The sequence below is a fragment of the Croceibacterium xixiisoli genome, assembly GCF_009827305.1.
GTDB classification, from domain to species: domain Bacteria; phylum Pseudomonadota; class Alphaproteobacteria; order Sphingomonadales; family Sphingomonadaceae; genus Croceibacterium_C; species Croceibacterium_C xixiisoli.
Map to the genome: position 1 here is coordinate 1,690,181 of NZ_WTYJ01000001.1, position 21,206 is coordinate 1,711,386.

Annotated in this window: 33 protein-coding genes; 6 read left to right on the plus strand and 27 right to left on the minus strand. The window is 63.3% G+C overall.

Annotated features, from left to right (window positions below; all coding sequences use genetic code 11):
• Window positions 1-121: 121 nt before the first annotated feature.
• The 27 genes from GRI97_RS08105 to GRI97_RS08225 all read right to left on the minus strand — a co-directional run bounded on the left by GRI97_RS08105 (window position 122) and on the right by GRI97_RS08225 (window position 18,649).
• The gene (locus GRI97_RS08105; RefSeq protein WP_161390535.1) at window positions 122-880 is read right to left on the minus strand and encodes a hypothetical protein; all 759 of its coding nucleotides are present in this window, start codon (window positions 878-880) and stop codon (window positions 122-124) included.
• 65 nt (window positions 881-945) lie between these two features.
• Entirely contained in the window at window positions 946-2,133 is a 1,188-nt protein-coding gene (locus GRI97_RS08110) for a hypothetical protein (RefSeq protein ID WP_161390536.1), read from the minus strand.
• A 26-nt stretch (window positions 2,134-2,159) separates the two neighbouring features.
• Window positions 2,160-2,408 (minus strand): hypothetical protein, encoded by a 249-nt coding sequence (locus GRI97_RS08115; protein WP_161390537.1) that lies wholly within the window; start codon window positions 2,406-2,408, stop codon window positions 2,160-2,162.
• Window positions 2,409-2,431: 23 nt separating this feature from the next.
• On the minus strand, window positions 2,432-2,893 hold the full coding sequence (locus GRI97_RS08120; RefSeq protein ID WP_161390538.1) for a hypothetical protein: 462 nt from the start codon (window positions 2,891-2,893) through the stop codon (window positions 2,432-2,434).
• Window positions 2,886-3,227, minus strand: a complete 342-nt coding sequence (locus GRI97_RS08125) for a hypothetical protein (RefSeq protein ID WP_161390539.1) — start codon at window positions 3,225-3,227, stop codon at window positions 2,886-2,888. Before GRI97_RS08125 ends, GRI97_RS08120 begins: the two co-directional genes overlap by 8 nt.
• A gap of 36 nt (window positions 3,228-3,263) precedes the next feature.
• Window positions 3,264-3,743, minus strand: coding sequence for a hypothetical protein (locus GRI97_RS08130; RefSeq protein WP_161390540.1), 480 nt, complete (start codon window positions 3,741-3,743; stop codon window positions 3,264-3,266).
• An 8-nt stretch (window positions 3,744-3,751) separates the two neighbouring features.
• Window positions 3,752-4,780 (minus strand): major capsid protein, encoded by a 1,029-nt coding sequence (locus tag GRI97_RS08135; protein WP_161390541.1) that lies wholly within the window; start codon window positions 4,778-4,780, stop codon window positions 3,752-3,754.
• Between the two features lie 26 nt (window positions 4,781-4,806).
• Window positions 4,807-5,196: a head decoration protein gene (locus GRI97_RS08140; RefSeq protein WP_161390542.1), complete on the minus strand. Its 390-nt coding sequence runs from the start codon at window positions 5,194-5,196 to the stop codon at window positions 4,807-4,809.
• Between the two features lie 4 nt (window positions 5,197-5,200).
• Window positions 5,201-5,731, minus strand: coding sequence for a hypothetical protein (locus tag GRI97_RS08145; protein ID WP_161390543.1), 531 nt, complete (start codon window positions 5,729-5,731; stop codon window positions 5,201-5,203).
• On the minus strand, window positions 5,728-6,696 hold the full coding sequence (locus GRI97_RS08150) for a S49 family peptidase (protein WP_161390544.1): 969 nt from the start codon (window positions 6,694-6,696) through the stop codon (window positions 5,728-5,730). Before GRI97_RS08150 ends, GRI97_RS08145 begins: the two co-directional genes overlap by 4 nt.
• Entirely contained in the window at window positions 6,693-8,429 is a 1,737-nt protein-coding gene (locus GRI97_RS08155) for a phage portal protein (protein WP_161390545.1), read from the minus strand. The genes GRI97_RS08150 and GRI97_RS08155 overlap by 4 nt, the downstream gene beginning before the upstream one ends.
• Window positions 8,359-8,607: a hypothetical protein gene (locus GRI97_RS08160; protein ID WP_161390546.1), complete on the minus strand. Its 249-nt coding sequence runs from the start codon at window positions 8,605-8,607 to the stop codon at window positions 8,359-8,361. The genes GRI97_RS08155 and GRI97_RS08160 overlap by 71 nt, the downstream gene beginning before the upstream one ends.
• Window positions 8,604-10,793: a terminase gpA endonuclease subunit gene (locus GRI97_RS08165; protein WP_161390547.1), complete on the minus strand. Its 2,190-nt coding sequence runs from the start codon at window positions 10,791-10,793 to the stop codon at window positions 8,604-8,606. Before GRI97_RS08165 ends, GRI97_RS08160 begins: the two co-directional genes overlap by 4 nt.
• On the minus strand, window positions 10,777-11,307 hold the full coding sequence (locus GRI97_RS08170; protein WP_161390548.1) for a hypothetical protein: 531 nt from the start codon (window positions 11,305-11,307) through the stop codon (window positions 10,777-10,779). The genes GRI97_RS08165 and GRI97_RS08170 overlap by 17 nt, the downstream gene beginning before the upstream one ends.
• A gap of 196 nt (window positions 11,308-11,503) precedes the next feature.
• Complete coding sequence (locus tag GRI97_RS08175) at window positions 11,504-12,199, minus strand: hypothetical protein (protein WP_161390549.1); 696 nt, start codon at window positions 12,197-12,199, stop codon at window positions 11,504-11,506.
• 3 nt (window positions 12,200-12,202) lie between these two features.
• Window positions 12,203-12,409, minus strand: a complete 207-nt coding sequence (locus GRI97_RS18375; RefSeq protein ID WP_202392687.1) for a hypothetical protein — start codon at window positions 12,407-12,409, stop codon at window positions 12,203-12,205.
• The gene (locus GRI97_RS08180) at window positions 12,406-12,753 is read right to left on the minus strand and encodes a hypothetical protein (protein WP_161390550.1); all 348 of its coding nucleotides are present in this window, start codon (window positions 12,751-12,753) and stop codon (window positions 12,406-12,408) included. Before GRI97_RS08180 ends, GRI97_RS18375 begins: the two co-directional genes overlap by 4 nt.
• Window positions 12,734-13,687, minus strand: a complete 954-nt coding sequence (locus tag GRI97_RS08185) for a DUF1376 domain-containing protein (RefSeq protein ID WP_161390551.1) — start codon at window positions 13,685-13,687, stop codon at window positions 12,734-12,736. The genes GRI97_RS08180 and GRI97_RS08185 overlap by 20 nt, the downstream gene beginning before the upstream one ends.
• A gap of 29 nt (window positions 13,688-13,716) precedes the next feature.
• Window positions 13,717-13,938, minus strand: a complete 222-nt coding sequence (locus tag GRI97_RS08190; RefSeq protein WP_161390552.1) for a hypothetical protein — start codon at window positions 13,936-13,938, stop codon at window positions 13,717-13,719.
• A complete protein-coding gene (locus GRI97_RS08195; RefSeq protein ID WP_161390553.1) occupies window positions 13,935-14,576 on the minus strand; it encodes a methyltransferase in 642 nt (213 codons plus the stop codon). Before GRI97_RS08195 ends, GRI97_RS08190 begins: the two co-directional genes overlap by 4 nt.
• Entirely contained in the window at window positions 14,573-15,451 is an 879-nt protein-coding gene (locus tag GRI97_RS08200) for a DNA adenine methylase (protein WP_161390554.1), read from the minus strand. The genes GRI97_RS08195 and GRI97_RS08200 overlap by 4 nt, the downstream gene beginning before the upstream one ends.
• A complete protein-coding gene (locus GRI97_RS08205) occupies window positions 15,448-16,302 on the minus strand; it encodes an adenine nucleotide alpha hydrolase family protein (RefSeq protein WP_161390555.1) in 855 nt (284 codons plus the stop codon). Before GRI97_RS08205 ends, GRI97_RS08200 begins: the two co-directional genes overlap by 4 nt.
• Window positions 16,299-16,898, minus strand: a complete 600-nt coding sequence (locus GRI97_RS08210; RefSeq protein WP_161390556.1) for a hypothetical protein — start codon at window positions 16,896-16,898, stop codon at window positions 16,299-16,301. The genes GRI97_RS08205 and GRI97_RS08210 overlap by 4 nt, the downstream gene beginning before the upstream one ends.
• Window positions 16,899-16,950: 52 nt before the next feature.
• Window positions 16,951-17,583 (minus strand): hypothetical protein, encoded by a 633-nt coding sequence (locus GRI97_RS08215; protein WP_161390557.1) that lies wholly within the window; start codon window positions 17,581-17,583, stop codon window positions 16,951-16,953.
• A gap of 152 nt (window positions 17,584-17,735) precedes the next feature.
• Window positions 17,736-17,870, minus strand: coding sequence for a hypothetical protein (locus tag GRI97_RS18795; RefSeq protein WP_268891157.1), 135 nt, complete (start codon window positions 17,868-17,870; stop codon window positions 17,736-17,738).
• Window positions 17,867-18,292 carry a hypothetical protein gene (locus GRI97_RS08220; protein ID WP_161390558.1) on the minus strand — a complete coding sequence of 142 codons (426 nt, stop codon included), beginning with the start codon at window positions 18,290-18,292 and terminating at the stop codon, window positions 17,867-17,869. Before GRI97_RS08220 ends, GRI97_RS18795 begins: the two co-directional genes overlap by 4 nt.
• Before the next feature lie 132 nt (window positions 18,293-18,424).
• Entirely contained in the window at window positions 18,425-18,649 is a 225-nt protein-coding gene (locus GRI97_RS08225; protein WP_161390559.1) for a helix-turn-helix domain-containing protein, read from the minus strand.
• A 102-nt stretch (window positions 18,650-18,751) separates the two neighbouring features.
• On the opposite strand from GRI97_RS08225, the gene GRI97_RS08230 reads away from it, so the two are divergent.
• From GRI97_RS08230 to GRI97_RS08250, 6 genes are all read left to right on the plus strand, one after another.
• Window positions 18,752-19,414: a LexA family transcriptional regulator gene (locus GRI97_RS08230; RefSeq protein WP_161390560.1), complete on the plus strand. Its 663-nt coding sequence runs from the start codon at window positions 18,752-18,754 to the stop codon at window positions 19,412-19,414.
• Window positions 19,415-19,438: 24 nt separating this feature from the next.
• The gene (locus tag GRI97_RS08235) at window positions 19,439-19,894 is read left to right on the plus strand and encodes an HIRAN domain-containing protein (RefSeq protein WP_161390561.1); all 456 of its coding nucleotides are present in this window, start codon (window positions 19,439-19,441) and stop codon (window positions 19,892-19,894) included.
• A 69-nt stretch (window positions 19,895-19,963) separates the two neighbouring features.
• Window positions 19,964-20,317, plus strand: a complete 354-nt coding sequence (locus GRI97_RS08240; protein WP_161390562.1) for a hypothetical protein — start codon at window positions 19,964-19,966, stop codon at window positions 20,315-20,317.
• The gene (locus GRI97_RS18380) at window positions 20,314-20,676 is read left to right on the plus strand and encodes a hypothetical protein (RefSeq protein ID WP_202392603.1); all 363 of its coding nucleotides are present in this window, start codon (window positions 20,314-20,316) and stop codon (window positions 20,674-20,676) included. Before GRI97_RS08240 ends, GRI97_RS18380 begins: the two co-directional genes overlap by 4 nt.
• Window positions 20,673-20,798: a hypothetical protein gene (locus GRI97_RS18800; RefSeq protein WP_268891159.1), complete on the plus strand. Its 126-nt coding sequence runs from the start codon at window positions 20,673-20,675 to the stop codon at window positions 20,796-20,798. Before GRI97_RS18380 ends, GRI97_RS18800 begins: the two co-directional genes overlap by 4 nt.
• Window positions 20,795-21,190, plus strand: coding sequence for a hypothetical protein (locus tag GRI97_RS08250; protein WP_161390563.1), 396 nt, complete (start codon window positions 20,795-20,797; stop codon window positions 21,188-21,190). Before GRI97_RS18800 ends, GRI97_RS08250 begins: the two co-directional genes overlap by 4 nt.
• Window positions 21,191-21,206: the final 16 nt, after the last annotated feature.

Genomic DNA, 21,206 nt, shown 5'->3' on the forward strand with positions numbered 1-21,206 from the left:
GCGAAAGCGTCGAGCAGCAGCAGCGGCTGATCGAGCACGGCACCGCCATCGGGATAGACCATGCCAGCCATCCCGCGGTCGCACTGGTCGTGTAGGCGCAGAAGGTCGCGATCATCATGCGTTAGCGCTTCGAGGTCTTCGCGGCAGATTTGGCCTTCGATGCCGTCGATGTCCCACGGGCCGTCGCATTCGAATTCAGCGGGGGCGTGTCGGACGGCGACGGCGATGCGGAGTTTTTTTCCGTGCTCGCGCGAAGGAACATGCGCAGCGCACATTCGGAATAGAGCTCCTGAAACGCGGTGCCAGGTTTGCTGCCAGCGCGAAGTTCCAAAACGCCAAGCGCTTCACGCATGCCCTCGGCCGTATCAAACGTCAGATATTTGCCGTCGCGCTCGGCTTCGAGCTCGATGCCGGAGAAGGTGTCGATCATGACGGCGATCTGGGCCACGGCAGCGATGTCGCCATATTCGAGATTGTCGGCGCGCATCTTCGCCAGCGGGCGCCAGCCGCGCTGAACCTGCTGCTCCAGCTGGTGAACCGCTTCTTCGATTATGGGATCGCATTCCCATTTCAGATCCGGATCGTCTTTCCGCTGTAGTGCGTGCTCGTCGAAGGCCGCCCAATATTCACGCAACATGGGAATGTGCTGCCCGCACGTGGCGGCGTCCCACTCGGCTTGGAGACCGCGCACCATCTCCTCTCGAATCGCTTCGATGGTGTGTGTGCGGGCGCCTTCCTCGATCAGCAGGCGGCGCCACATGCGCTTTTCGCGCGTGGTCGCAGTGCGCAAGGTAAAGGTCGGGGCAGGGGATGCGCCTTTCAGCGCGTCGGGGGTGAAGGTGAGCGTGTCGCTCGCCTCCAAGGGTATGTCCTGGGGCATGTCAGGATGGTCCTTGATGTGCGAAAAAATGGCCCCACACTGCTGCCGGGCCCAGGGGGAAGATGTCAGTAAGGGAAGTAGATCCCGATCCCGCGATCGAATGCGTCGACCATCAGATCACCGCTTTCCATCACCAGCCCGCCACCGAGATCCGGCGACCCGTAGTTAAGGCGAGCATCGGGGACGACGATGCCGACCATGGCGCCGGCGGCACGGCCATATTGCGCCCAGAACGGATGCTGCAGCTGAGCGTCGGCCAAGGCCAGCGTGTCGAACACGTTCTTGCGGTAATGCTGACGTGTCATGGTGACCGATGCGGTGCTGGCGACGATCTCGGCCAAGTCGTTGCCGTCAGCCTTGTTGGGGTTGGGCGGCAGTTCGGTCTGAATGCCGAAATCGATTGTGAAGGTCTGGCCGCCAATCGGGAAGCGGCTGAGGTGCTGATCGCCGTCCTTGAACAGCGGCACTGCGCCGAGGCTGGGCACTGCCGGGGTGGCTTCGTTGTCCGTGGCAGCGATCACCGCATCGAAACCGACCTGCAATTCCGGATAGGCTGCCGTTTCCTTCGTGCTGGTCGGTACCACCAGGCGAAGCGAGTTGATGCGCAGGTCCTTCAGATCGAACCGATGGCCGTCGATGAAGACCTCGTGGCTCAGGATGATCGGATCGTCAGACGTGATCGACCGGTAATAGCCCAGGAATTTGGGAATCTGGTAATTGGCAGCCGGCGCGATCGCCAGCACTTCCATCAGTTCGGCCTTTCGGTCCGCGCCATAGCTACGGATTGCGGTCAGGCGCCGGGGATAACTGGCTCCGTTGTCGGACAGGATCAGTGGGAAGCCTTTATAGAGCTGCGCGGTCGCCGCTGCCGAGGCGCCAAGCACCGCATTGGTTACGTCCGAGCCCACGCCAAGGGCTTCCGGCGCAGCAGGGATAGCGGCAGTGTTGCGGACTTCGGTCAGCTTGCCGGCCTGCAGGATCCGCCCCATCAGGAAAGCATTGGCCGCAGGCACGTCCACCCCGCCGGGCGGCCGCAGCTTGATGTTGTACGACAGCGTGACGCGCTTGCCGACGACGGCGGGGGCGTTCTTTGCCACGCTGCCGGTGTATTCGTTGTTGTCCAGCGTGGTCCCCTGGATGTTCAGCACCAGATTGGAGACCGGCATCAGATCATTGGGGCCGGCGGCTTGGAAGATGTCGGCCGCTGGCTGGATGGTGACCGCGACGGCGGTATTGTTCGACTTGAGGGCCATATCGGCAACCTTTCTCTGTCAGAGGTTTAGCGGCGAGGCGCCTTGGCGGGAGCCGGTTGGGCCGGGGGCTGCTCGGTGATCGGTTCGTGTTCTTCCACGGCGAAAGCCACGGGCTCTTCGGTCGCATTCGCGATCAGCGCGACGATCGGCACCGGCGCGCGTTCGGTGGCGTCATCAAGCGCCTTCGCCAGATCGGCGCCGTCCCGCGCGGCGTTGTGCAGCGCGTGCAGGTCAACAGAGCCCGTCCCGAGCGGCGGGCAGGTCGCATCAGCCATGTTTGATTCCTTTGGTGGAGAGGTCAGAAAAGCACACCGCCGACGCCAACGATGGTGAACCAGTCGTCGCGCGGGGTGTAGAAAATCACTTCGGTTTGCAGTGAGGCAGCGGCGTGGTCGCGGCCATTGGCCTCCAGCGGCGCAACATCGATTTCCTGCACATCCTCGATCATGCCGCCCAGCGAACGGTCGGCAGCCAGAGCGGCGACGATATGGGCGATGGCGTTCTGATTCTGCCGGCTGACGGTGCCCGCAGCTGACGGGCCGGTGAGTGTTTCGAATTCGATTGTCGCGATGTGCCGGGTCTGGCCCTGCTCATCGGACTGCACGGTTTTATAGGACGTCGTGTAGATCACGATCGTTTCTGGATCGATCGCGTCGGCCGGGCTGGCATCCGCTTTGACGGTGAAGCCAGCCAGCCCAGGCCACGCGGTCAGAATTTCGCCGAGCCGATACTCGACCTTGGAGATGGCAGCTTCAGACACTGACGATCCTCAATTCGAAATCCCAACGAGTGCCTGACTTGTTCGATCGAACGTTTTCAGGGCGAAAGAGCAAGCCGGGCGCCTTGGGCAGAGTGATCCGGGCATCTTTGCTGGGCTTGGCCGGAACATCGGTCTTGATGACCGAAATCTGGATATTCTGCTCGATCACCTGAGAGGCGTCGAAGCCCTGCGCGAGATCGCGATAATCGACGTGCGCTTGCAGCGACACGAACGCGACAGAGCCGGCTGCTCTGTATTGAATGGCGTCGCCCAGAACGTCGACGCTGGTGCGACGCAGGCGCGCCGCGAAAGCAGCGAAGTTGGGAAGGGCCATGGTGGGTAGGGGGCGAGACAGGCCCGCCCCCAATCCTTATTCAGCCGGCGCGCCGTCGTCGCCGCTGCCGGCGCCGTCGTCGTTGCCGGCGTCGTCATTGCCGCCTTCTTCGCTGGTGTCGTCATCACCGCCTTTGTCGTCACCATCGCTATCAGCGTCGGCGAGTGCGGCTTCCAGTTCAGCCAGCTTGGTCTTGGCATTTGCCTCGCCTTTGACCTTCACGGGGGTGGCAGGGTCGATTCCCGGCCCGGTGATCACGTACCAGCCAGCGTTGCCCTTGGTCGCAACGAAGTCGCCGACCGTCGCGCCGTCGTCGCCGCTGCCGGCGTCGTCGGCACCGCCTTCGCCGTCAGCGGCTGCGCCCTCCTGCTTCAGCGCCTTGTGCTTGGCGAGAAACGCGAGGGAGGATTCGGCGACAGTGACCGTCTTTCCTTTCGTCAGAACGATCATGCTGCGGCCGTCGTGCAGGGTGGCGGTGATGGCCGCCACCCGTTCAACTGTTTTCACAGGTTCCATGCGGCACCTCAGACGGTTGCGGTCAGGACGAGGTCCGGACGCGCGTTGAGAAACAGCGGGTAGGCGTAGATTTCCGGCTGCACCCACTGATTGCGGTCCCGGTCGCGCACCAGGAACGGGACGTAGCGGCGTCCAGGCTGATGGATCAGGTCGAGGAATTCATTCGCTGCCCCCATGACATGCTGGAACATGCCCTTGAGGCGGTAGGGGAAAACCTTGGCCTGGTTGGTATTGATGGCGATAGTCGATCCATCGTCTGTTCCACGGTAATGGAACCAGAGCACCCCGCCGAACGAGAAGGTTTCCCAAAGTTGCTCTTCGCGGAGTGCGGCCGCTGCAGCATAGTTGAGATACGTCTTCTCAAGCGCTGGGTGGCCAGTGAGCTTGAACCAAAAAGTGTCACCGCAAACGGCGCGGATCTGCATCCGTGCACCTTTGCCCTGGCCGGCCCCCCGCGCGATCGCCATCACGATCAGTGTCCCGATTTTTTCGCGCAGTTCGCCGATTGTCATGTCGGGATCATCGAGGCCCAAATCGATCGCAGATGGCGGGACGATCCCGAACTCGGTGTAATAGTTGACGATCGTCGACAGATCCTTGTCGAGCACGGTGCCGTTGAGTGCGCCAAGGCGCATATGCTCTTCGGTCATTTCCACGTCGCCGATCAGATCCTCCTGCATTTCGGCGATCCTCGCGGCAACCACGTCTTCCTCAGTCTGCTCCTGCCAAGGGGCCATGACTGCCAACTCGTGAGCGAACAGCTTGTCGCCTTCGGCGATGCGCGGGATGCGGATAGGGCGAGCGTTTTCGTCGTCGCGACCGCGCATTTCGATCGGGGCGCCGCGCAGCGTGGTCTGGATCACGCCATTGGTGCGGTTCTTCTGACCGATATGCACGACATCAGTCGTCACGCGTTTGGGCTCGAACCCAATGATCTCGTCCAGGCCGTTGGGGATGTAGGTCCGCTTGTCGAGGCCAGTGATCATCGAGGACTGCTCGAAAGCTTCCCCGTCGAAAATTGCCATGCTGATGGGCATGTAAGTGTCCTTTCTGAATAAGCTGGTCAGGCCGAGTGCTGCGGCAGGACCTTCATGCCCTTGGCGCGCAGGGCGTTGAGCGCAGCTGCTCTGTTGGCGGCGCTGATGCCTGCCTTGAGGATCAGCATGTTGCCGTTAATCGTGGCCGGGCCGTTCACGGTCGCCACCGACTTAGCGTCCGCCGCCGTGGCATCGACGCGGTGGAAGAGGATCGCGGCCGCCACTTCAGCGCCGTTGGTCAGGGCGGCGTCGTGGGCGACATATTTGCCGCTGGCGGTGATCTTTCCCAGAACCGTTGCAGGGCGAAGCACACCGGCGCCCGAGGCGACGATGATCTCTTCGTTGACGATGTTGAGGGATGCGGTTTCGCCCAGGTAGCACCCGGATCCGCGATTGTCGAAAGTTGCGACTGCCATGGTTTCAGTCCTTCTTCACCCGGCCAACGGCAGCGTTGGCGCGGTCCCAAACTCCATCGGTGGCAGCCTTGGCGCTGCCGCCGCTCTTGCCACCCGTCGGAACGATGTCGCTGTTCTGCGTCTCGCTGATCGCGTCGCGCATCTCGGCCCGGGCAGCCGCCTCGGCAGCTTCGGTGGCGTCGGCGCCAGCGGCCGGCGCTTCCGCTGCGGGCGTTGTAACAGGGTAATCCGCCAGCAGGTCGGTGATGTCTTCGGCCGACATGTTCGGCTTGCAGAGCATCTTCATTGCAGTGGCCTCGCGGCCCTGGGCGGCTTCATGCCCAAAAACCGCTGTCATGCGGGCAAGGGCGGCGGACATGCCGGCAGCGTGGCCGGCCTGGTAATCTTCCCGCTCGGCGAGCGGCGTTTCGTCGGCCATGTTCTGGTCCTCTTCATTCTCCGGCTCGGTTACCGGGATCTCTGTGGCGCCGGGCGCTGCCGGCAGGGCAGGGCGGCCTTCGAGCCGCGCCTGAAAATTCGCAAAGCGCTCGGTCACGACAGGTGCCTCCTTTCACGTTCGCTGCGTTTGATGCGGTCGCACTCGTCTTCGAGCCGGGCCCATGCAGTCCGCTCGGCAAGCACCTCATCCATCAGGCCGAGCCGCACGGCGTCATCGCCTGAGAACCAGTCGGCTTCGGTGGCCAGCACGTCGGCCACGGGCAGGTTGCGTCCCATCGAAACCAGGTTCGCGAACCGGTCGCGAGTTTCGTCGACGGCCGTCTGCAGCTTCGTCTCGGTCGCCTCGTCCAGCTCTTCCATCGAATTGCCGCGGTATTTCCGCTCGCCCGCGCGGATCACCTTCACCGACACGCCGCCTTCTTCGAGCGCCGCCGCAATGCTGGTGTGGACGATGACGCTGCCGATTGATCCGACGATCGCGTCACGGGGTCCGAAGACCTTGTCGCAGACGCAGGCGATGGCATAGGCGGCCGAACAGGCCATCTCGTTGACCCAGGCATAGACGGGCTTGCCGCCCATGCTCTGGGTGCCGAGCGCGATTTCCTCGACCAGTGCGAACAGACCGGCGACCGATCCGCCCGGGCTGTCGATCTCGACCCAGATGCCGGTGACGTCAGGATCCGCAAAGGCGGCAGCGAAGCGCTGGGCCAACGTGGTGTAACCGCAGAAGCCGCTCAGCGCGTCGAGCCAGCCCGCCTTATGGACCAGCGTGCCTTCGATGCGGATAACTGCGATGTCTCCGGACATCTCATAGGGCTTGCGCCCTTCGCGGTCGTAGCTGGCATCGCGGGCAAGGGCCTGCTGCTGGGCCAGCTCAGCCTGGTGGAGCATGCCTTGCGCTTCCAGCGTCACGCCGTCGATCGTTTCCATCTTCACGATGCCGAGCTTGGTATGCAGCGCGCAGACCAGCACCTCGACCTTGTGGGGATGGATCAGGAGCGGCCGGTTCAGCATCTGGCTCGCGATGTTGGAGAAGCCGCAGGGGCGGGGCGGGAGTTTCATGCTGCTTCGGGTTCCCTGGTGCGGCGGCTGTCAGTGCTGGGCGCCTCTTCGGCTGCCGCGTCTGCGTCGGCTTGCTCGCTCGCTTCAGCCGCCGCTTTGACGTTGTGGTTAACGGGCCCCAGGCCGCGCCGTTTCTCGCGTTCGGTCTGGTACCAATCCTCTTCGGCCAGCACGTCGGACGGGTCGCGTCCGCGCTCCAGGATCGTTTCGACGGTCGAGGTGCGCCCGGCTGCCGTATCGAGATTGTTGGCGTTCGCTTCCTTGAGCGGATCCACGCTGCCCCGGCCTGGGCCAATCCATTCGGCCATGCAGATCGCCGTCTTGTTGCGGTAGAAGTTGGCCGGCCCGCCGGGCACCTTCACGTCGCCGAGCGCGACCTCCATCTCCAGCCAGGCCGCGTAGATCGGCGTCAGGAACGCCTGTGTGAAATAGTGCCGGTCCTCGAGGAACGAGCGCCACAGCTCATTGAGCAGCGCGCGCGCCGATGAATAATTGATGCCCGCCCAGTCCTGCGAGATCTGCGGGTAGGACACGCCGAGCGAGCCTGCGACCTTCTGCAGAACGAACCGGGCGAAATCGGGGTAATTTGCATTGGGCCGCGTTGCCGGCGGCGTTTCGACGTCCTCACCCGGAAGCAGATGGGTGATCTGCGCGCCCTGGATTGCGACAGGGTTTTTCTCGCGCAATCCGAGATAGGCCGAAATCCACGGATCGGGATCACCGGCAATATCGTCGTTGGCCGGCGCCAGCGCCGCTTCGATATCTTCGGTGGTGCCAGGCGACTTGATGAAGATCGACAGCAGCGCGGATTTCAGCGCAGCTTCGACCTCGGCCCGGTCCACCCGGTCGAGCATCTTGGCCGGCACCATGACTTCGGCCAGCCGGCTGACCCCGCGATTCTGCTCGATGCGGCGCGGGTTGAAGATGTGGACCAGCTTCGCCCGACCCGTCTTCCCATAGGCCGGGATGAAATCGAACTCGTCACGGTCGGCCGTCGCGACATCGTCGGACGGATGGAAGCGCCGTACCCATGCGCCCGTGGCCGCGCCGTCGCGGTCGAAGGCGATCCCGTTCCGCAGGTCGGGGCCTTCGATTTTGCCGGGCGGTGTGCCGACCCGTTCGGGCTCGATCAGCAGCACGTTGGTCGTGTTGCGCAGCCCGCGCTTCGCATCGCGGATCTCGGCGATTGCCTCGCCGTCGCGCGCATAGGTCAGATAGGCGAGGCGAGCCATCGCCCCGAACGACAGGCGCTTGCGCGCGTCGCAGCGGCGTTCGATGTCATTGGCCCAGACCTTGAACCGTGCCTGCACATCGCCTGTCCAGCGCATGCGCCATTCGTAATCGCGACCGAGCAGTTCATAGATCGGCTGCGAGGACAGGCGGATATTGACGCCAACCACCGCTTCGACACGTCGATCGAGCCCGGCATTGATCCAGCCGTTGTTTTCATCGAGGCCGCGCGCACGGCCGGTGATCGCCTTCCATTCGCGCTCGAAGGCCGACCCGGCATGGCCAAGGCCTGGGTTCCAGCCGGAGAACTCGGACAGGTCCCGCCGGCCAGCGTCGCGCCTTCCAGTTTCGAAGCCCAGCAGCGCCGCTTGGCCGCGCGGGATCGTGCCATCCGCGCGGACGCGGATGCGAGGTTTCGCCATGGCTGCCATGTCAGTTCGACCAGCGCAGAGAGATCGCGCGGCGACGCGGGCGGCCGGCTTCCGCCTGGCTTGCCGCTTCATACTCGCGCTCGAGATCAGCGATCGCCGCGTTGATGTCGGCCAACGACAGCCCGGCGAGCTTCATCCGCGCGCCATCTTCCCAGATGTCTTCGACGCGCTCGCCCTTGACCAGCGCGCTGCGCGCAGCGCGATAGTCCACCAGGTCGGCGCCTATCTCCGTTGTGCTTCGCTGCGTCACCTGATCCCACTTCCTCGGCTGCCAAGCGCTGCCATGCGCTCCATGATTGAACGTGTTTCCTTCGGCCGAGCTGGCTGCTCAGCCGGGGCCGCTTGATCACCTCCCTCCGGTTGCTGGTGCAGATTGATCGGACGGGCCCAGGCGGGCGGCCGATCGGGGTTGTTCCAAAGGTCGCGACGGTCCGGCTTCAACATGATCCGCACCGCTTCCTCGTAACCGAACAGGTCGAGGCTTTCGTTCGGGCCCTGCCGTTCGAACTTCCCGTCGATCAGCGGCTCGTTGAAATATTCGTCGTAATATTCAGCATCGATGTCGGCGGCGAAATTGCATTGGCCTGGGCCGTCATCCGTGATGGCCAGCCGCTCGAGCGCCAGTTCCTTCAGCTTGTGCGCGCCGAGGGTCCATTCCTGCACGATCGGCGCGACCAGCTTGCCGTTTTCGTCCTCGCTGATCTGGCGGGGCCGAACGGGCACCTCGTCAGCCTTCGGGCTGGGCGAGCCCTGGATCAGCCGGACGCGCGCCCATGGCTGCGCCGGCTTGCCCCAATAGAGCTTGCGGCGCAGGCACCGACGGGCGAACTCCCGCCCTTTCCATGTGACATTGCCGTCGCTGACGTCGATCGCCACCGCGGCAACCGGCATCTCCCGGTCCGGATCTCCCTCCATCGGGAACTTCCGCAGAATCACTTCCTCGATCAGGATATCCCAATCGTCGATCCGATCGCGCGTGCGCAGGTTGCGCAGCCGGCCGTCGGGCCACCGGCGCTGCCGGATAGTCAGCCGGTCCAGCCACCAGGACCGCGATTCCAGATCCCAGGCGCGGAAGCTGATGTCGAACTTGCCCGCGCCGACATCGACAGCCGCCGTGATGAACTTTGCCGCAAGCGGGAAGACGCCACGGGGCAGGGCTGGCGCCTCTGCCGTCTGGCTGGCGCGCTGTTGCAGCTTGGCGCTGTCGACGCCTTCGATGCCGGCCTTGCCTTCGAAAATCTCGCCCAACTGCTTGGACATCAATTCCCGCAGCGCTTTGGTTTTGACCTTGCTGCCGCCGGAGCGCTCGTAATCGATCAGCGCCTTTTCCAGCCCGGCGGCCAGCTTGGCGGCGGGAGATGTCTTGATCATCAGCCCGTGCACCCAGAAGCCGCGCTCGGTATGTGGATCCGGCTCGCCTTCGATGCCGCGCACCGGGTCCAGAGTTTGGCCGCGATGCATCCACCAGTCGTTTAGACCGGCTTCATCCACCATGGCGAACCGCGCTTTGTCGTCGTGAATAGTGCCGCAGTGCGGGCATGACATGCCTGCGCTGCGGCTCGCCAAATCGACACGGGCGTCATCGCTCAGCCGTTCGTTCTTGGCGTAATCCAGTTTGAATTCCGGCACGCCAGGCCAGAATTTCGTTGCGTAAGCTGCCGCGAACATCCGGCATTCCGGAGCCGCGCAGCGCATGACGTAGATCCCGCGCGACGTGGTCACCCAGGCAGCCGCAGTGCCCGCTTTCCATCCCTTGTCAGGGTGGGACAGGATGATCCCTTTGCGCCGCCGCCCGATGTTCTTCTGCCGGCCTTCCAGCTGGGTTTTCGCCGATTCCGAAAACTTCGACCAACCGTCCGGCTCGTCCATCACGCCGAACACGAATTCGCGGTTGCGGAATGTGGAATCATTCGCCGGCAGGAACTCGATCAGCTGCCCCGACACGCGCTTGCGTTTGTCGTTGTTGTCCGATCGGCCGGTGCCGATTTTGGCCCGCAGGCGAGGGTGATCATCGAACAGCGGCTTGATGACGCCTTCGCAGTATTCGCCAACGGCCTTGTCCGATCCCAGGATCCAGCCGACCCGCCCCATGGGGCCGACGTCGATCATCTTGCCGAGGTAGTTCTCGGCTACGGTCGTGCCCCCCGAACGGGACGGCTTGACCATCACCACCAGCTCGACGCCTGGTTCGTCCAGCGCGTCAGACGGGCCGATATTGTACGGCGTCCGCATCCGATCGTAGGAGACTAGGGCGCCGCTGTCGGGCAGCCGGAACTTGCGATGCTGCTCTGCCCATTCGATCGTGCTGATCTGCTCCGGTGGCCGGAACAGCGCCAGCCCGTCGCCGAGCATCCTCAGCGGGTCGGCGAAGAACTGGCCCGAGCCCAAGGCGAACACCTCGCGGCTCAGCGCGCTTCGGTTAAGCAGACCCTCCACGCAAATCGCTCAGGCACTTCTCGCCAGCCTGCCCCATGTGCAGGATGAGCGAGTTGACGGCATTTTCGAAGCTCTCCGATATCTCCGGCGGCCATTGGCCGGTGGGGTCCTGTTCGCGGGCTGCCTGCAACCCCGCGCGCTGCATCGATGCGACCATCTTCGCGATGGCATCCTCGGCTACGGTGCGGTCGATCAGCTGCCCCTGGCGTTCTCGCTCTTCACGCAACCGGGTCTGCAGCCGAATGATCTTGTCGATTTCTTCGAGGCTCAGGTCCTCGTCGATGTCGTCGATGACAGAGCTGCCGATCGCCTGCCTGACGGCCCGGCGGCGCTGGATGCCCCGCTGCTGTTCGGCCGTGAAATGCTTGATCAGAAACTGGATCGAGGCGACCGGCTTGAACTGCCATTCGATGCCATTGCCGCCGCGGACGAAATGCTTGTCGGCCTCGAAGCCGGGAATGTCATTGCACCAGGTGCGCAGCGCTACCCATGACAGGCCGAGCAGTTCGGCCATCGGGTCGGCGGTAAGGACCGTGCCGCGCGGTAGTGTCTTGGCCTTGGCAAGCGATGCTTCCAAGGTCCGAACGCGCGCAGCAGGATTGGTCGCTTTGCGCGCCATTCAACTACCTGAAATCTGGAGAAATATCGCTCGGGCCAACTCTGGACCCACCACGACACGGTTGGAGAACTCGCAGAAAACTCTCCCCATGTCAACGCGCGTCGAGCTTGACGTCATAGTCGATGTCGTTGGTTTCGCAGAATACGGCAATCTTATCAGCTAGTTGCCGGAATATTCCTATCGCTCTGGCGTTGCGGCAGCGTGCGAAACGGGTGGCCAGACCGATCGCGACGTCTTCCAGCACGATGATCTCGAAGAATTTGATGTATTCGGCAGGCAGTTGGGCCTTCGCTTCCCGATACATCCGGCGCGCATTTGCCTCCCAGCTGGTGATCGGAATGTGACCCGCGAACCCGACTGATCGGCGATCGCTGCCGCCTGAGTTGTCTGAAAGCTGGGTCGATGAAAACCGGCCGACCAGACCGGCGATGTCGTGGCATTCACGGTACCAGATGCAAGCGCGCGCTTGGTCATCGCCCAACCGCCCAGCCCGCCACATGCGGATCACGATCGGCGTCACCACGCGGCGCACGGACCGAACCACGCGGACGGTGCCGTCCGGTTGCTTCGGGGTGAACGGCACCGTGTCTCCCTTCGCCATCCATTCGGGCGTCGGCTCGATCACCGTGTCGGCGAGGTTAGCGAACGATCCGGATGCGACCTGCTGCTCCGCTTCGCGACGCGCCACCTCCCGCGCCCGGTCGGCCTTGTCGCGCGCCAGCATATCGAAAACGCGCCTGCGCTCCCGATTGCGTTCGATCCTCAGCCTGTCTGCCCCGTCCGTCATCGATTACTTTCCACGTTTCACTTTGAGCGCCTTCTTGGCCAGGCCATCGAGCAGGGCCTGATCCGACCAGCCGGGCAGCCAGGATTTGTTGATCAGCACGACCTCGCCGCCGCTGGCCTCGTAGGCGGCGCGGGTCGCTTCCAGAGCCTTCGCGGGATCCGGGTCACGCATGGCGCCGGCGAATTTCGTCAGGGATGTGCGGCGCGTCACAGCATGCGCTCCGCTTCGAGCGTGCGACGGACCATGCGGGAGGATTCCGTTTCGCGGCGCTGGCGCATCCGGCGGGTGTTTTCGAGCGACCAGCTGTCGCGGACGATCATCATCAGCGCGCCGCTCGGCGTCACGACCCACGCCAGTCCGCGCTCCGATGCGGCAGGGCTGAGCGCTGCGTTGTACGCATCGCAGAGGTCGTGAACGTAATCGCGCGCCGTGCGGTGGATTGTGATCGTCCGACCGGTTCGGGTATCGACGACAACGCGGGTTTCGCCGGGCGCCATCGAGCGATGACCGAAGGTCGCGCCAGCCGAGACGCGTTCAGTGAGCGGGTTGGTCATATTGCCCCTCGATCAGCTTGAGAAAGCTCGATGGTTGCAGGAAAAAATCGAAGTTCGCGCCGCGCCAGGTGCCGTTGCCCTCGCGCAGAAATTTGCTGTTCCGGATGGCGTCGAGCGCTCGCACGAAGTCGTCGATGCCGTACTCGCGCATCCGGGCTTTCAGCTGCTTGCGGCGCTGGTCGCTGAGCTTCTCGACACGGGGCAGGCCGCAGTCGGCCGCGAGCTTGTTCCACGCCTCGACGACGTGCTCAGGTCGGAATTCAGGCTCGGCAGGGACGGGTGGGGCAGCATCCCCAAACAGGTTCTGGTCTTCCCCCGTCGGCGACCCGTCGTCGACAAAAGAACCTTCAGGTTCTTCTATATTACTAGAATCTCCCTGTCCCTCTCCCTGTCCCTCTCCCTGTCCCTCTCCCTGTCCCTTGGAGCCCATGTCACGCGGGACATTTTCGGGTGTCACGCGTGACAATTCCGTGACTGTCTCAGTGACACGCTCAGGACGACCAAGGGCCTCCCACTCGTCAAATGACGGAGAATTAACCTGTTTATCGGTGTTGCGCTGGTTGTGCTTGCGCACCGCCGCGCAGAACTTGGCGTGCCTTTGCCGCAGTTTGCCATTCCACGCGTCGAGAGCGGTTTCGACGACAACCGGATGATAAAAGCGATCGTCGCTGCACAAAACGAAGCCGCGCAGTGCGCCTTCCTTGTGTTTTGCCCATGTTCGCTTGTCCCGGCCAAGCCCGACCAGACGCATCAGAACCGTGTCGTTGTTCGGCAAACTGCCAGCCGGAATCTGGTGCCAGGATGCCGCCCAAAGCAGGACCGCGTACCAGCACGTCTCAGGCTCTTCCTCGGCCGCCAGATCGCTGTCACGCAGGCGTGCGACATGCAGCGGCATGAACGGGAAGTCCTGCAGGTCGACCTCTTCGGCAATCATGGGTGGGGGTCGGTTGGTGCCCACTGGCGTCAGCCTTCCTTCAGCACGCGTGACAGCCAGCACCCGGTCGGGCGTGCGATTGCCGCCTGGGCGCGTTGTGAAGGGGCCAGAGAGCGCTTGGCGGGCATAAGTGCCCTGGCGGGGGGATTGCTGGTCACTCGGCGCGCTGGCGGCGCGGCCTTGCCCCAGCTGGCTGCCAAGCGCTCCATGGCGGACGGCGCTGCGGACAGATCGATGCGGAATTGGGTCATTGATAGCCCTCGTAATCAGACGAGCGTTCGAGCTGTTTTCGGCAGGGGGCGATCCACCGCAGGCGAGTGGACCATTCGGCGCGCGGCCCGGTCAGCCAGATCAGCCAAGCATAGGCCGTTGCCGTCGAACCCTTGGGAGAGAGCCGGCCTTTGTGCATCACCACCCTTTCCGTGAACTGGAGCACGTAGGCTGGCGGGTTTTCCGAATAGAGCCGCTGGTGCCGGCCGACACCTTCCAGGAAGGCGGCGCGAACGATCATCGCCACGCCTTGCTTGCTTGTCGCAATGGCTCGTTCGATGAACTGCTCGGCCAGCTTGAACGGCGGGTTCGTGATCGTCCAATCGACAGCGTCTGGTGCTGGACCGAACAGGTAATCCTGCTGATCAAAGCCAGCGCCGTAATCGAACACGTCACTGGCTATGACACGCTGGAAATACTCGCTGAGCGGCTGCACCATGTGCCCGCGGTTGGCCGCCGGCTCTCTGCAGGTTCGCTGATCCAGCGGATCGCTTGGAGGACCGTTCTGCAAAAATTCGCACAGCGCGCGGGTTGCCCAAGGCGGGGTCGGGAAATCATCCAGACTATCATGCGGTTCTACACGGCGCTGCCGAACAGCGGTGGAAAGGTTGCCGGTCATGCAGCGATCTCCGTCGGGAACATGTCGCCCTGAGGCCGCGCAGCAGCTGCGGCAGCATTGAGCCAGAGCACTTCGGTGCGCGGGCGGGCGCCGTCGGCGAGAGCGGCGCGCTCGATACGCGTCCAACCTGCCAAGGCGGTGTCGTACATATCGCTGGGGTAACCACAGAGGATCACCATGCCTTCCAGCGTTTGAAGAAACTGCAACAGTTCGCGATGTTGATCGTCCGAAAGCTCGTGGCGATAGACGCCGCCGCTATCGGCCCGACGACAGGCGCGAGAGCGGGTTTCATGCAGGTACGGTGGATCGACGAAGTGGAGCGTCGCAGTGGAATCGTGCTGGGCCATGACAGCGACGGCCGGGCGGTTCTCGATGATCACGCCGGCCAGCCGGGCAATCGCGACCTCAAGCCCATCGGGCAGGTTCTTCCAATCGCCGGCAGGGGGGCCGCCAGAGCGATTGCTGTTGGCTCGAAACCCGGTGCGGTATTGGCCGCTGGCCCCGTCGCTCCCGTGACCCATGAAGCTGCGCACCATCAGTCGGCGGGCGCGCTCGACTGGATCGGCGCACATTTCGTAAGCGTCGTTGAATTCGTCTCGGGCAAAGGGCGTCAGGCGCAGAGCCCGCACCAACTTCTTAGCGTCCGCCGGATTTCGGAGCACCCGGAACAGGTTCACCAGTTCAGCGTCGAGATCGTTCCAGACCTCTGCCTTGGCGCGGTCCTTTCGAAACCCAACGGACCATGCGCCGCCGAACGGCTCGACATATACCCGATGCGGACCGAATTGGCTGATGATCCAGGGCGCCAGCAGCCATTTGCCGCCATGCCAGCGCAGGATCGGGCGATGAGGTGCGGGAGACAGCACGCCAGTCATGCCGCCTCCCCAGCGCACCAGAGCCCGCATTCGGCGTCATCCGGATCGGCGTCGAATGCCCCCATAAACATGTCGGGTTGGCGCCGAATGGCATCGCGAATTTCGGAATAGCTGCGGCCGAGGATCCAATGCCGCGCATCAGGTTCGGCTGTCGCTGCAACGCGCTCTTCCTGCTCAATCCACCAGTCAAGCGTGCCTGGAGCGTACCTTTCGACCTCGTAAAGTCTTACCGACTTCTGGAAACACCCATCGCAATTTCCCTCAAAATTGAGGAGCCCGAGGTCAAAGCCCTGCGCGTCCCAAAACGCGCGAACGTCACGCTTGGTAACCTTTGCATTATAGAGAGGAGTTGCGCTGTTCCACGCATCCTTCTTCGACTTTGTGCGCCGACGCGCTTCAGCAACTCTACCTTCTTCGTCATAACGTAGGCCGACCACGGACAAGTATCTTCCGGGGCCAAAGACCGACAGAGCAAACTTGCGACAGACGGCTTGCTTGAGGCTCATGGAGCACCATGGCCTAGCCACGTTCGGGAGGTATCCGCGAGTGCTTATCAACGCCGCGAAAGGTTCGCCTTTCCGGTGCGCACTATTGAACCCAACTTCCTCAAAGCCAATTTCTCCTCGGCGCCATTCAAGCCACCGCACCAGCACGCCCCAGCGAACAGAGCATTCGTGCACGAACCGCAGCGTTTCCTCGCGCTCCTTTCCAGTGTTGGCAAAGCAGACATGCACGTCATCCGGCAGCTGGCCGCCGTGCGCGTCGATGATCTGCTTGAGCATGTAGGCCGACGTGCGGCCGCCCGAGAACGAGATCAGCGCGGGCCCCTCGATCCGATAAGGGTTGGTCATGCCGCACCCCCAAGCATCGGGCGCAGCACTTCTTGGGCGCGCCATGGCGGTGTGATCTGCTCGTGGAAGCCGAGCGAGTAATCCAGGATGCCCAGCGCGTCGGCTTCGTCATCCTTGCGCGGAGAGAAGCCTAACTGCCGGCAGCGTTCGATCGTCAGCCGCTTCAGTTCATCACGTGCCGAGCCTTTGCCTTCGGCCTTGCGCTTGGCTCGGGCCTTGGCGTTCGCGTCCTTGACCAGATCGGTGCCGATGAAGTCCTTGCGCCACGTGGAAACATTGATCGCGGTAGCCTGGCATCGCATCGCGTTGGCGAAGCTTTCCACATGGGCGGCCAGACCGGATGCGAGCGAAAGCGCGCGGATGTTGGTCGCGCCGCTCAGGTTGGCAGGCAGGATCGCCTGCTCGAAATAGATCGAGGCGAACGGCATGACCTTCCACAGATCGGTCATCTGCTGATGCAGCTTGCAGAACACCTGCCCATCAGACGTGAACTCGCTGCCCAGCCGCCAGCTTCCGTAGCGCGCGGCTTCCCAGCCGGGTTTCCATACGGCCCAGCCGGTGTTCGATTTCGACAAATCGAGAGCGAGGATCGCCATTTCGTTTCACCCGTGAGAGCGGGCGGCACCACGCGGGCGCCGCCCTGCGTGATCAGTGTTCGGTGGTGCTGGGGCTGGGCGCGGACTTGACCGACGACACGCCCGGCTTGCGGCCGCGTTTCGGCGCCTCGCTCGCGGCGTCCGCTTCTGCCTGGGCAGCTTCGGTGCTGGGTCGGGTCTGTTGAGCGGCTAGCTCGCTCTCGTCCGCCTCGTCGAAGTCGTCGCCATCATCATCATCATCGGCATCTTCGCCGGCGAGATCTGTTTCCGTGCCATCGCTGGGCTGGGGCGGCGGATTGGTGGTGACCAGCGACATGCGCGCCCGCGCGCCGGAAGGAAGGGGCGACTGCCCGGCAGATCCATCAGCCAGCGAAACCAGATCGGTCGGCACGACCAGCTCCAGTTCCTTCATCCCTTCGGACAGGGCGATCAGCCAGTGGTCGCGCTTCGCGTCTTCCATGTCGTCGAGGGTGACGAGGAAATCGAGCACCTTGCGCGGGAAGTGCGCCTCGTCCTTGATCCGCTTGTGCGGGTCGGACAGGTCGCCCTTGATGGTCGCCATGTGCGCAAGCTTCGGCGCGACTTCTTCGCGGTAGATCCGGACGGCGAGCTTGGCGTCGGGGCGGGTGTATTCGCCACTGATGCCGGAGCCTTCTCCGTCTTCCTTTCGTGCTGCATTGGCCATGATAGGCTCCTTTCGGTGATGGGGTCGCGGAGGGGGATTAAGCTGGTGGGGAGTTGGGAGAGGGGACTCCCCTGTCAGGACCAGCCCCGGGAAACCTCGTGGCTCCATCCCCCCTTTTTCGCCGCCGCGCCGGCGCCTGATTTCGTGGATCGTCACTCGATCAGAGGGACGAGGAAGATGAGGGCTAGCGCGACTGCCATGGCGATCATCGCGATGGTCAGCCGGGCCGACGGTTCGTTATCAGTCGACGGCAGCAGGCCGATGCGGGCGAGATGCGAGCGGATCACAGCGCGTCCCCCAGCTTGGCCAGTTCGGTGATGGTCCGCTGCGCCTTCTGCCGGGTCGCTTCCTGGTCGCGGTGGCAATATTCGCCGTCCGCCAACCTGCTCGCCACGTCGCTGGCGAAATCAGCGGCGGCAGCTGCAGCGCTCAGGACATTGGCGTCAGCAGGCGCGTCACGGCTGATCAACTTCAAGCCGCAGGGGCGGATCAGTTCGTCGGCGAGGTGGCGGGGCAGTTCGCCCAGCAGCATCACGAGCGTGTGACCCGGCATGGTGGTGCCGTTGGCCCAGCGCGTCAGGTCGCGAGCTTCCTCGTCGATCTTCGCGGCCAGGCTGGCCTTCGTGCCATGCCCCTCGTGCTCATACCGGCGCAGCACGTTGCTGAGCCGATCGGCAAAATTCTGCTGCACTGCGTCAGTGGACGACATGATCTGGTTGCCTCTCCGGGGTATTGATTGCGGCATGAAAGGAGATCGAAACACAGGCTGCCCGGGTAGGGCCGGGCGTTACCGGGGTTACGCGGGCGATCACGCGGATCGCGGGACGGCGAACGGCTGTTGTCATGCTGCCGCCTGGGCAGCCTGGATCGCTGCGGGATCGAGATCGAAGAAGTCGTTGGCGGTGACGGCACCGCCGGTTTCCTCAACGATCTTGGGCATAATATCGCGGCCAGGGATGCGGTCGCCGTTGGCATACCGACGCACGGCCTCCGCTGTGCAGTCGATGCGCTTCGCGAAATCGGCGTTCCTCAGCCCTTGGTCGGACAGCCAATCCTTGAGGTTCATTCGGTGATCTCCTTGCAACACCATTATGGTGTCACAAGTGGTGTTCAGTCAACACCATTTCGGAGTATGGCGGTGTTACACCAGATTGGTGCAGTTTGGGCCGTGACCAGCGTGAACAATATTGAGCGCCTGCGACTTGATCGCGGATGGAGCCGCCCTCAGCTCGGGAAGAGGATGGGTACGTCCGGGCAGCAGATCGAGCGGCTCGAAAAAGGTCAGCGGACGCTCAAGCAAGAATGGATCGACAAGGCTGCAACGGCGCTTGGAGTGACGCCGTCAGACATCATAACCCCTCTTCCCGCTGGCTATGCATTGTCCGGGCAGACTGAAGTTTTGCCTGCTGATGATCCGAATGAAATTGTCCAGATCCAACGGCTCGACCTGTCGCTTTCGATGGGGCCTGGGACTGTCATCGACGATTACGTCGAAGCCGAACCTGTTTCGTTCGATCTCGCCTTTATCCGCCGCATAACTCGCTCACCGGCACACCGCCTAAAGCTGGTGACGGGCATCGGCGACAGTATGTACCCCACGCTGAATTGGGGCGATGCGATCTTGATCGACACCACGGATCGGGCCTTGGCCAAGCAGGATGGCATTTACTGGATCGACCTGTTTGGCGCGGCGGGATTGAAGCGTTTGCGGACCATCGCAGCCGGACGGGTGCTCGTTATTTCCGACAATCCGACGGTCGGCGACCAAGAGGTTGCCGCTGAAGACCTGCGCATTGAGGGACGCGCAATCTGGGTAGCACGCGGGCTGTAAGGACAGACTGCAGGCGCAGCTGCGATGCTTCCCTCGCTGTCCCTCATGGTTGTTGGTGCTGACTATCCGAACAAGAAGGGGCCGGGCCGGCGGTTCGAAATCGCCATGTGCCTGCCTGGCGAGCCGGTGTATTTGAAGCCAGAGCCGAAGAACCCCGCCGATCCATCCGCCGTCGCGGTTTACAGCTTTCGCGGAATCCAGATCGGATACCTGTCTGCCGAACGATGCGGTCGCATCGGTGCATTGATTCGGCAAGGCGTCGAGATCATCGCCATTTTTCAGGACCAAGCACCTTATGGTGCAATCATTCGCGCAGCATTCGAAGGCGCGAAGCCGGTGCTGCCGCCCCCGCCTACACCCCAACCGCATGTGAGCACGCATCGGCCGAAAACTGCTGTGCGCAACCCTCGGAAGCTTGCGGACGAAGCTGTGGATCCTGATCCCGATTTTTGGCCGGACGAGACATACCCAGACGAGTAACACCAATACGGTGTTGACAGCAACACCATAACGGTGTTGTATCGCCTCCATCACCCGATGGAGGCGAACATGCCAATCAACGTTCCCATGCACTGGCACCAGCTGCCGCAGGCGAAGGCGATTATCGCCCGCGTGCAGGACGGCGAGCTGCGCAAAACCACGCGGATCCGGCCCACCTGTGATCTCGAAGTATTCGTCGGCCTGACCGACCGCGCCGACCGCCATCTGAAGCGGCTCGAAGCTCTGCGGCGCACGGCGATCAACGCTGCCGTTGGCCACACCATGCAGGCCGCGCTGGACAAGAACGACCGCGCGATGGCCGTGGCGCACGCCGAAACAGATTGGGAAACGCCGACCGTCTTCGACGTGCTGACCGGCGTGTTCGCTCTGCGCCGCGCTGTCAGCGTGCGGAGGGCGGCATGATCTACGCAGTCGCTCAGCAAATTGCAGCCCGTTCAGACGATGAGCGCGTTTGGCCCGTCTTGACCATTGGTAAGCGGTACGAAGTGTTAATCGAGGACTGCAACTGCTTCGACATCATCGATGACGAGGGGCAGCAAATCCCTTGCTACTGGGTCGGATGCGCGTTCGCCCGATGGGTGAGGGAAGACGATCGCCGGGAGACGCCCGACCTGCGCGACCAATTCTCGATGGCCGCTTTGACCGGTTTGATGGCCGCCGAAGCGCCTGACGTGATCTACGAAAGCGAAGGGGTAGCGCGGCGGGCTTACCGCATCGCCGACGCCATGCTGGTCGCCCGAGCGGAAGGCGGTGCAGCATGACGCTCGCCGACCTCCGCTTCGTCCTGCTGCACCCGGTGTTCGTGCGCGAAGCAGCCCACTGCTTCGGCGTGGCCATCACCTTCGCGTCGTTGGCCGTTCTGGCCTGGGCGGTGGCGCCATGAGCCGCGCGCAGTTCTCATACGCCAGCGGCCGAGCGATCGACCGCGCCTTCACGGGCATCGACGTCAGCGAACCGACCGAGGGCTATTACCGCCATCGTCTCGTGTTCGGCGGCGTCCGGGGCGGGGTGCATATCTGGTACGGCCCGCCGCACGATCCGGACACCGGCGACGAAATGGACCGGTCCTGGCGATGGCAGGCCGAATTCGATGGCGATTACATCGAGCTCGACCGGGTCTGGCCTGATTGCGCCGGCGAACCGATCAGCGAGGCCGATTACCGCGCCTACTGCAACCGCAAGGCTTGGGCCCGGCAGAACGCGCCGAACAGCGCCTTCGCAAACCGTCGCCAGCGCCGCGACCCACTCTCCATCGACTGCCCGCTCCCCTTTTAATCGAAGGATTTTCCAT

What these genes read in the sequence shown, in the direction of transcription:
- GRI97_RS08215 (WP_161390557.1), bottom strand. Translation starts at nt 17,583, where the DNA reads ATGGCCAATGCAGCACGAAAGGAAGACGGAGAAGGCTCCGGCATCAGT.
- GRI97_RS08170 (WP_161390548.1), bottom strand. Translation starts at nt 11,307, where the DNA reads ATGGCCGAACTGCTCGGCCTGTCATGGGTAGCGCTGCGCACCTGGTGC.
- GRI97_RS08205 (WP_161390555.1), bottom strand. Translation starts at nt 16,302, where the DNA reads ATGACCAACCCTTATCGGATCGAGGGGCCCGCGCTGATCTCGTTCTCG.
- GRI97_RS08175 (WP_161390549.1), bottom strand. Translation starts at nt 12,199, where the DNA reads ATGACGGACGGGGCAGACAGGCTGAGGATCGAACGCAATCGGGAGCGC.
- GRI97_RS08250 (WP_161390563.1), top strand. Translation starts at nt 20,795, where the DNA reads ATGAGCCGCGCGCAGTTCTCATACGCCAGCGGCCGAGCGATCGACCGC.
- GRI97_RS08140 (WP_161390542.1), bottom strand. Translation starts at nt 5,196, where the DNA reads ATGGCAGTCGCAACTTTCGACAATCGCGGATCCGGGTGCTACCTGGGC.
- GRI97_RS08130 (WP_161390540.1), bottom strand. Translation starts at nt 3,743, where the DNA reads ATGGAACCTGTGAAAACAGTTGAACGGGTGGCGGCCATCACCGCCACC.
- GRI97_RS08105 (WP_161390535.1), bottom strand. Translation starts at nt 880, where the DNA reads ATGCCCCAGGACATACCCTTGGAGGCGAGCGACACGCTCACCTTCACC.
- GRI97_RS08110 (WP_161390536.1), bottom strand. Translation starts at nt 2,133, where the DNA reads ATGGCCCTCAAGTCGAACAATACCGCCGTCGCGGTCACCATCCAGCCA.
- GRI97_RS08180 (WP_161390550.1), bottom strand. Translation starts at nt 12,753, where the DNA reads ATGACCAACCCGCTCACTGAACGCGTCTCGGCTGGCGCGACCTTCGGT.
- GRI97_RS08195 (WP_161390553.1), bottom strand. Translation starts at nt 14,576, where the DNA reads ATGACCGGCAACCTTTCCACCGCTGTTCGGCAGCGCCGTGTAGAACCG.
- GRI97_RS08200 (WP_161390554.1), bottom strand. Translation starts at nt 15,451, where the DNA reads ATGACTGGCGTGCTGTCTCCCGCACCTCATCGCCCGATCCTGCGCTGG.
- GRI97_RS08240 (WP_161390562.1), top strand. Translation starts at nt 19,964, where the DNA reads ATGCCAATCAACGTTCCCATGCACTGGCACCAGCTGCCGCAGGCGAAG.
- GRI97_RS08155 (WP_161390545.1), bottom strand. Translation starts at nt 8,429, where the DNA reads ATGAAGCGGCAAGCCAGGCGGAAGCCGGCCGCCCGCGTCGCCGCGCGA.
- GRI97_RS18380 (WP_202392603.1), top strand. Translation starts at nt 20,314, where the DNA reads ATGATCTACGCAGTCGCTCAGCAAATTGCAGCCCGTTCAGACGATGAG.
- GRI97_RS18800 (WP_268891159.1), top strand. Translation starts at nt 20,673, where the DNA reads ATGACGCTCGCCGACCTCCGCTTCGTCCTGCTGCACCCGGTGTTCGTG.
- GRI97_RS08235 (WP_161390561.1), top strand. Translation starts at nt 19,439, where the DNA reads ATGCTTCCCTCGCTGTCCCTCATGGTTGTTGGTGCTGACTATCCGAAC.
- GRI97_RS08115 (WP_161390537.1), bottom strand. Translation starts at nt 2,408, where the DNA reads ATGGCTGATGCGACCTGCCCGCCGCTCGGGACGGGCTCTGTTGACCTG.
- GRI97_RS08225 (WP_161390559.1), bottom strand. Translation starts at nt 18,649, where the DNA reads ATGAACCTCAAGGATTGGCTGTCCGACCAAGGGCTGAGGAACGCCGAT.
- GRI97_RS08190 (WP_161390552.1), bottom strand. Translation starts at nt 13,938, where the DNA reads ATGACCCAATTCCGCATCGATCTGTCCGCAGCGCCGTCCGCCATGGAG.
- GRI97_RS08220 (WP_161390558.1), bottom strand. Translation starts at nt 18,292, where the DNA reads ATGTCGTCCACTGACGCAGTGCAGCAGAATTTTGCCGATCGGCTCAGC.
- GRI97_RS08185 (WP_161390551.1), bottom strand. Translation starts at nt 13,687, where the DNA reads ATGATTGCCGAAGAGGTCGACCTGCAGGACTTCCCGTTCATGCCGCTG.
- GRI97_RS08125 (WP_161390539.1), bottom strand. Translation starts at nt 3,227, where the DNA reads ATGGCCCTTCCCAACTTCGCTGCTTTCGCGGCGCGCCTGCGTCGCACC.
- GRI97_RS08135 (WP_161390541.1), bottom strand. Translation starts at nt 4,780, where the DNA reads ATGCCCATCAGCATGGCAATTTTCGACGGGGAAGCTTTCGAGCAGTCC.
- GRI97_RS08150 (WP_161390544.1), bottom strand. Translation starts at nt 6,696, where the DNA reads ATGAAACTCCCGCCCCGCCCCTGCGGCTTCTCCAACATCGCGAGCCAG.
- GRI97_RS08210 (WP_161390556.1), bottom strand. Translation starts at nt 16,898, where the DNA reads ATGGCGATCCTCGCTCTCGATTTGTCGAAATCGAACACCGGCTGGGCC.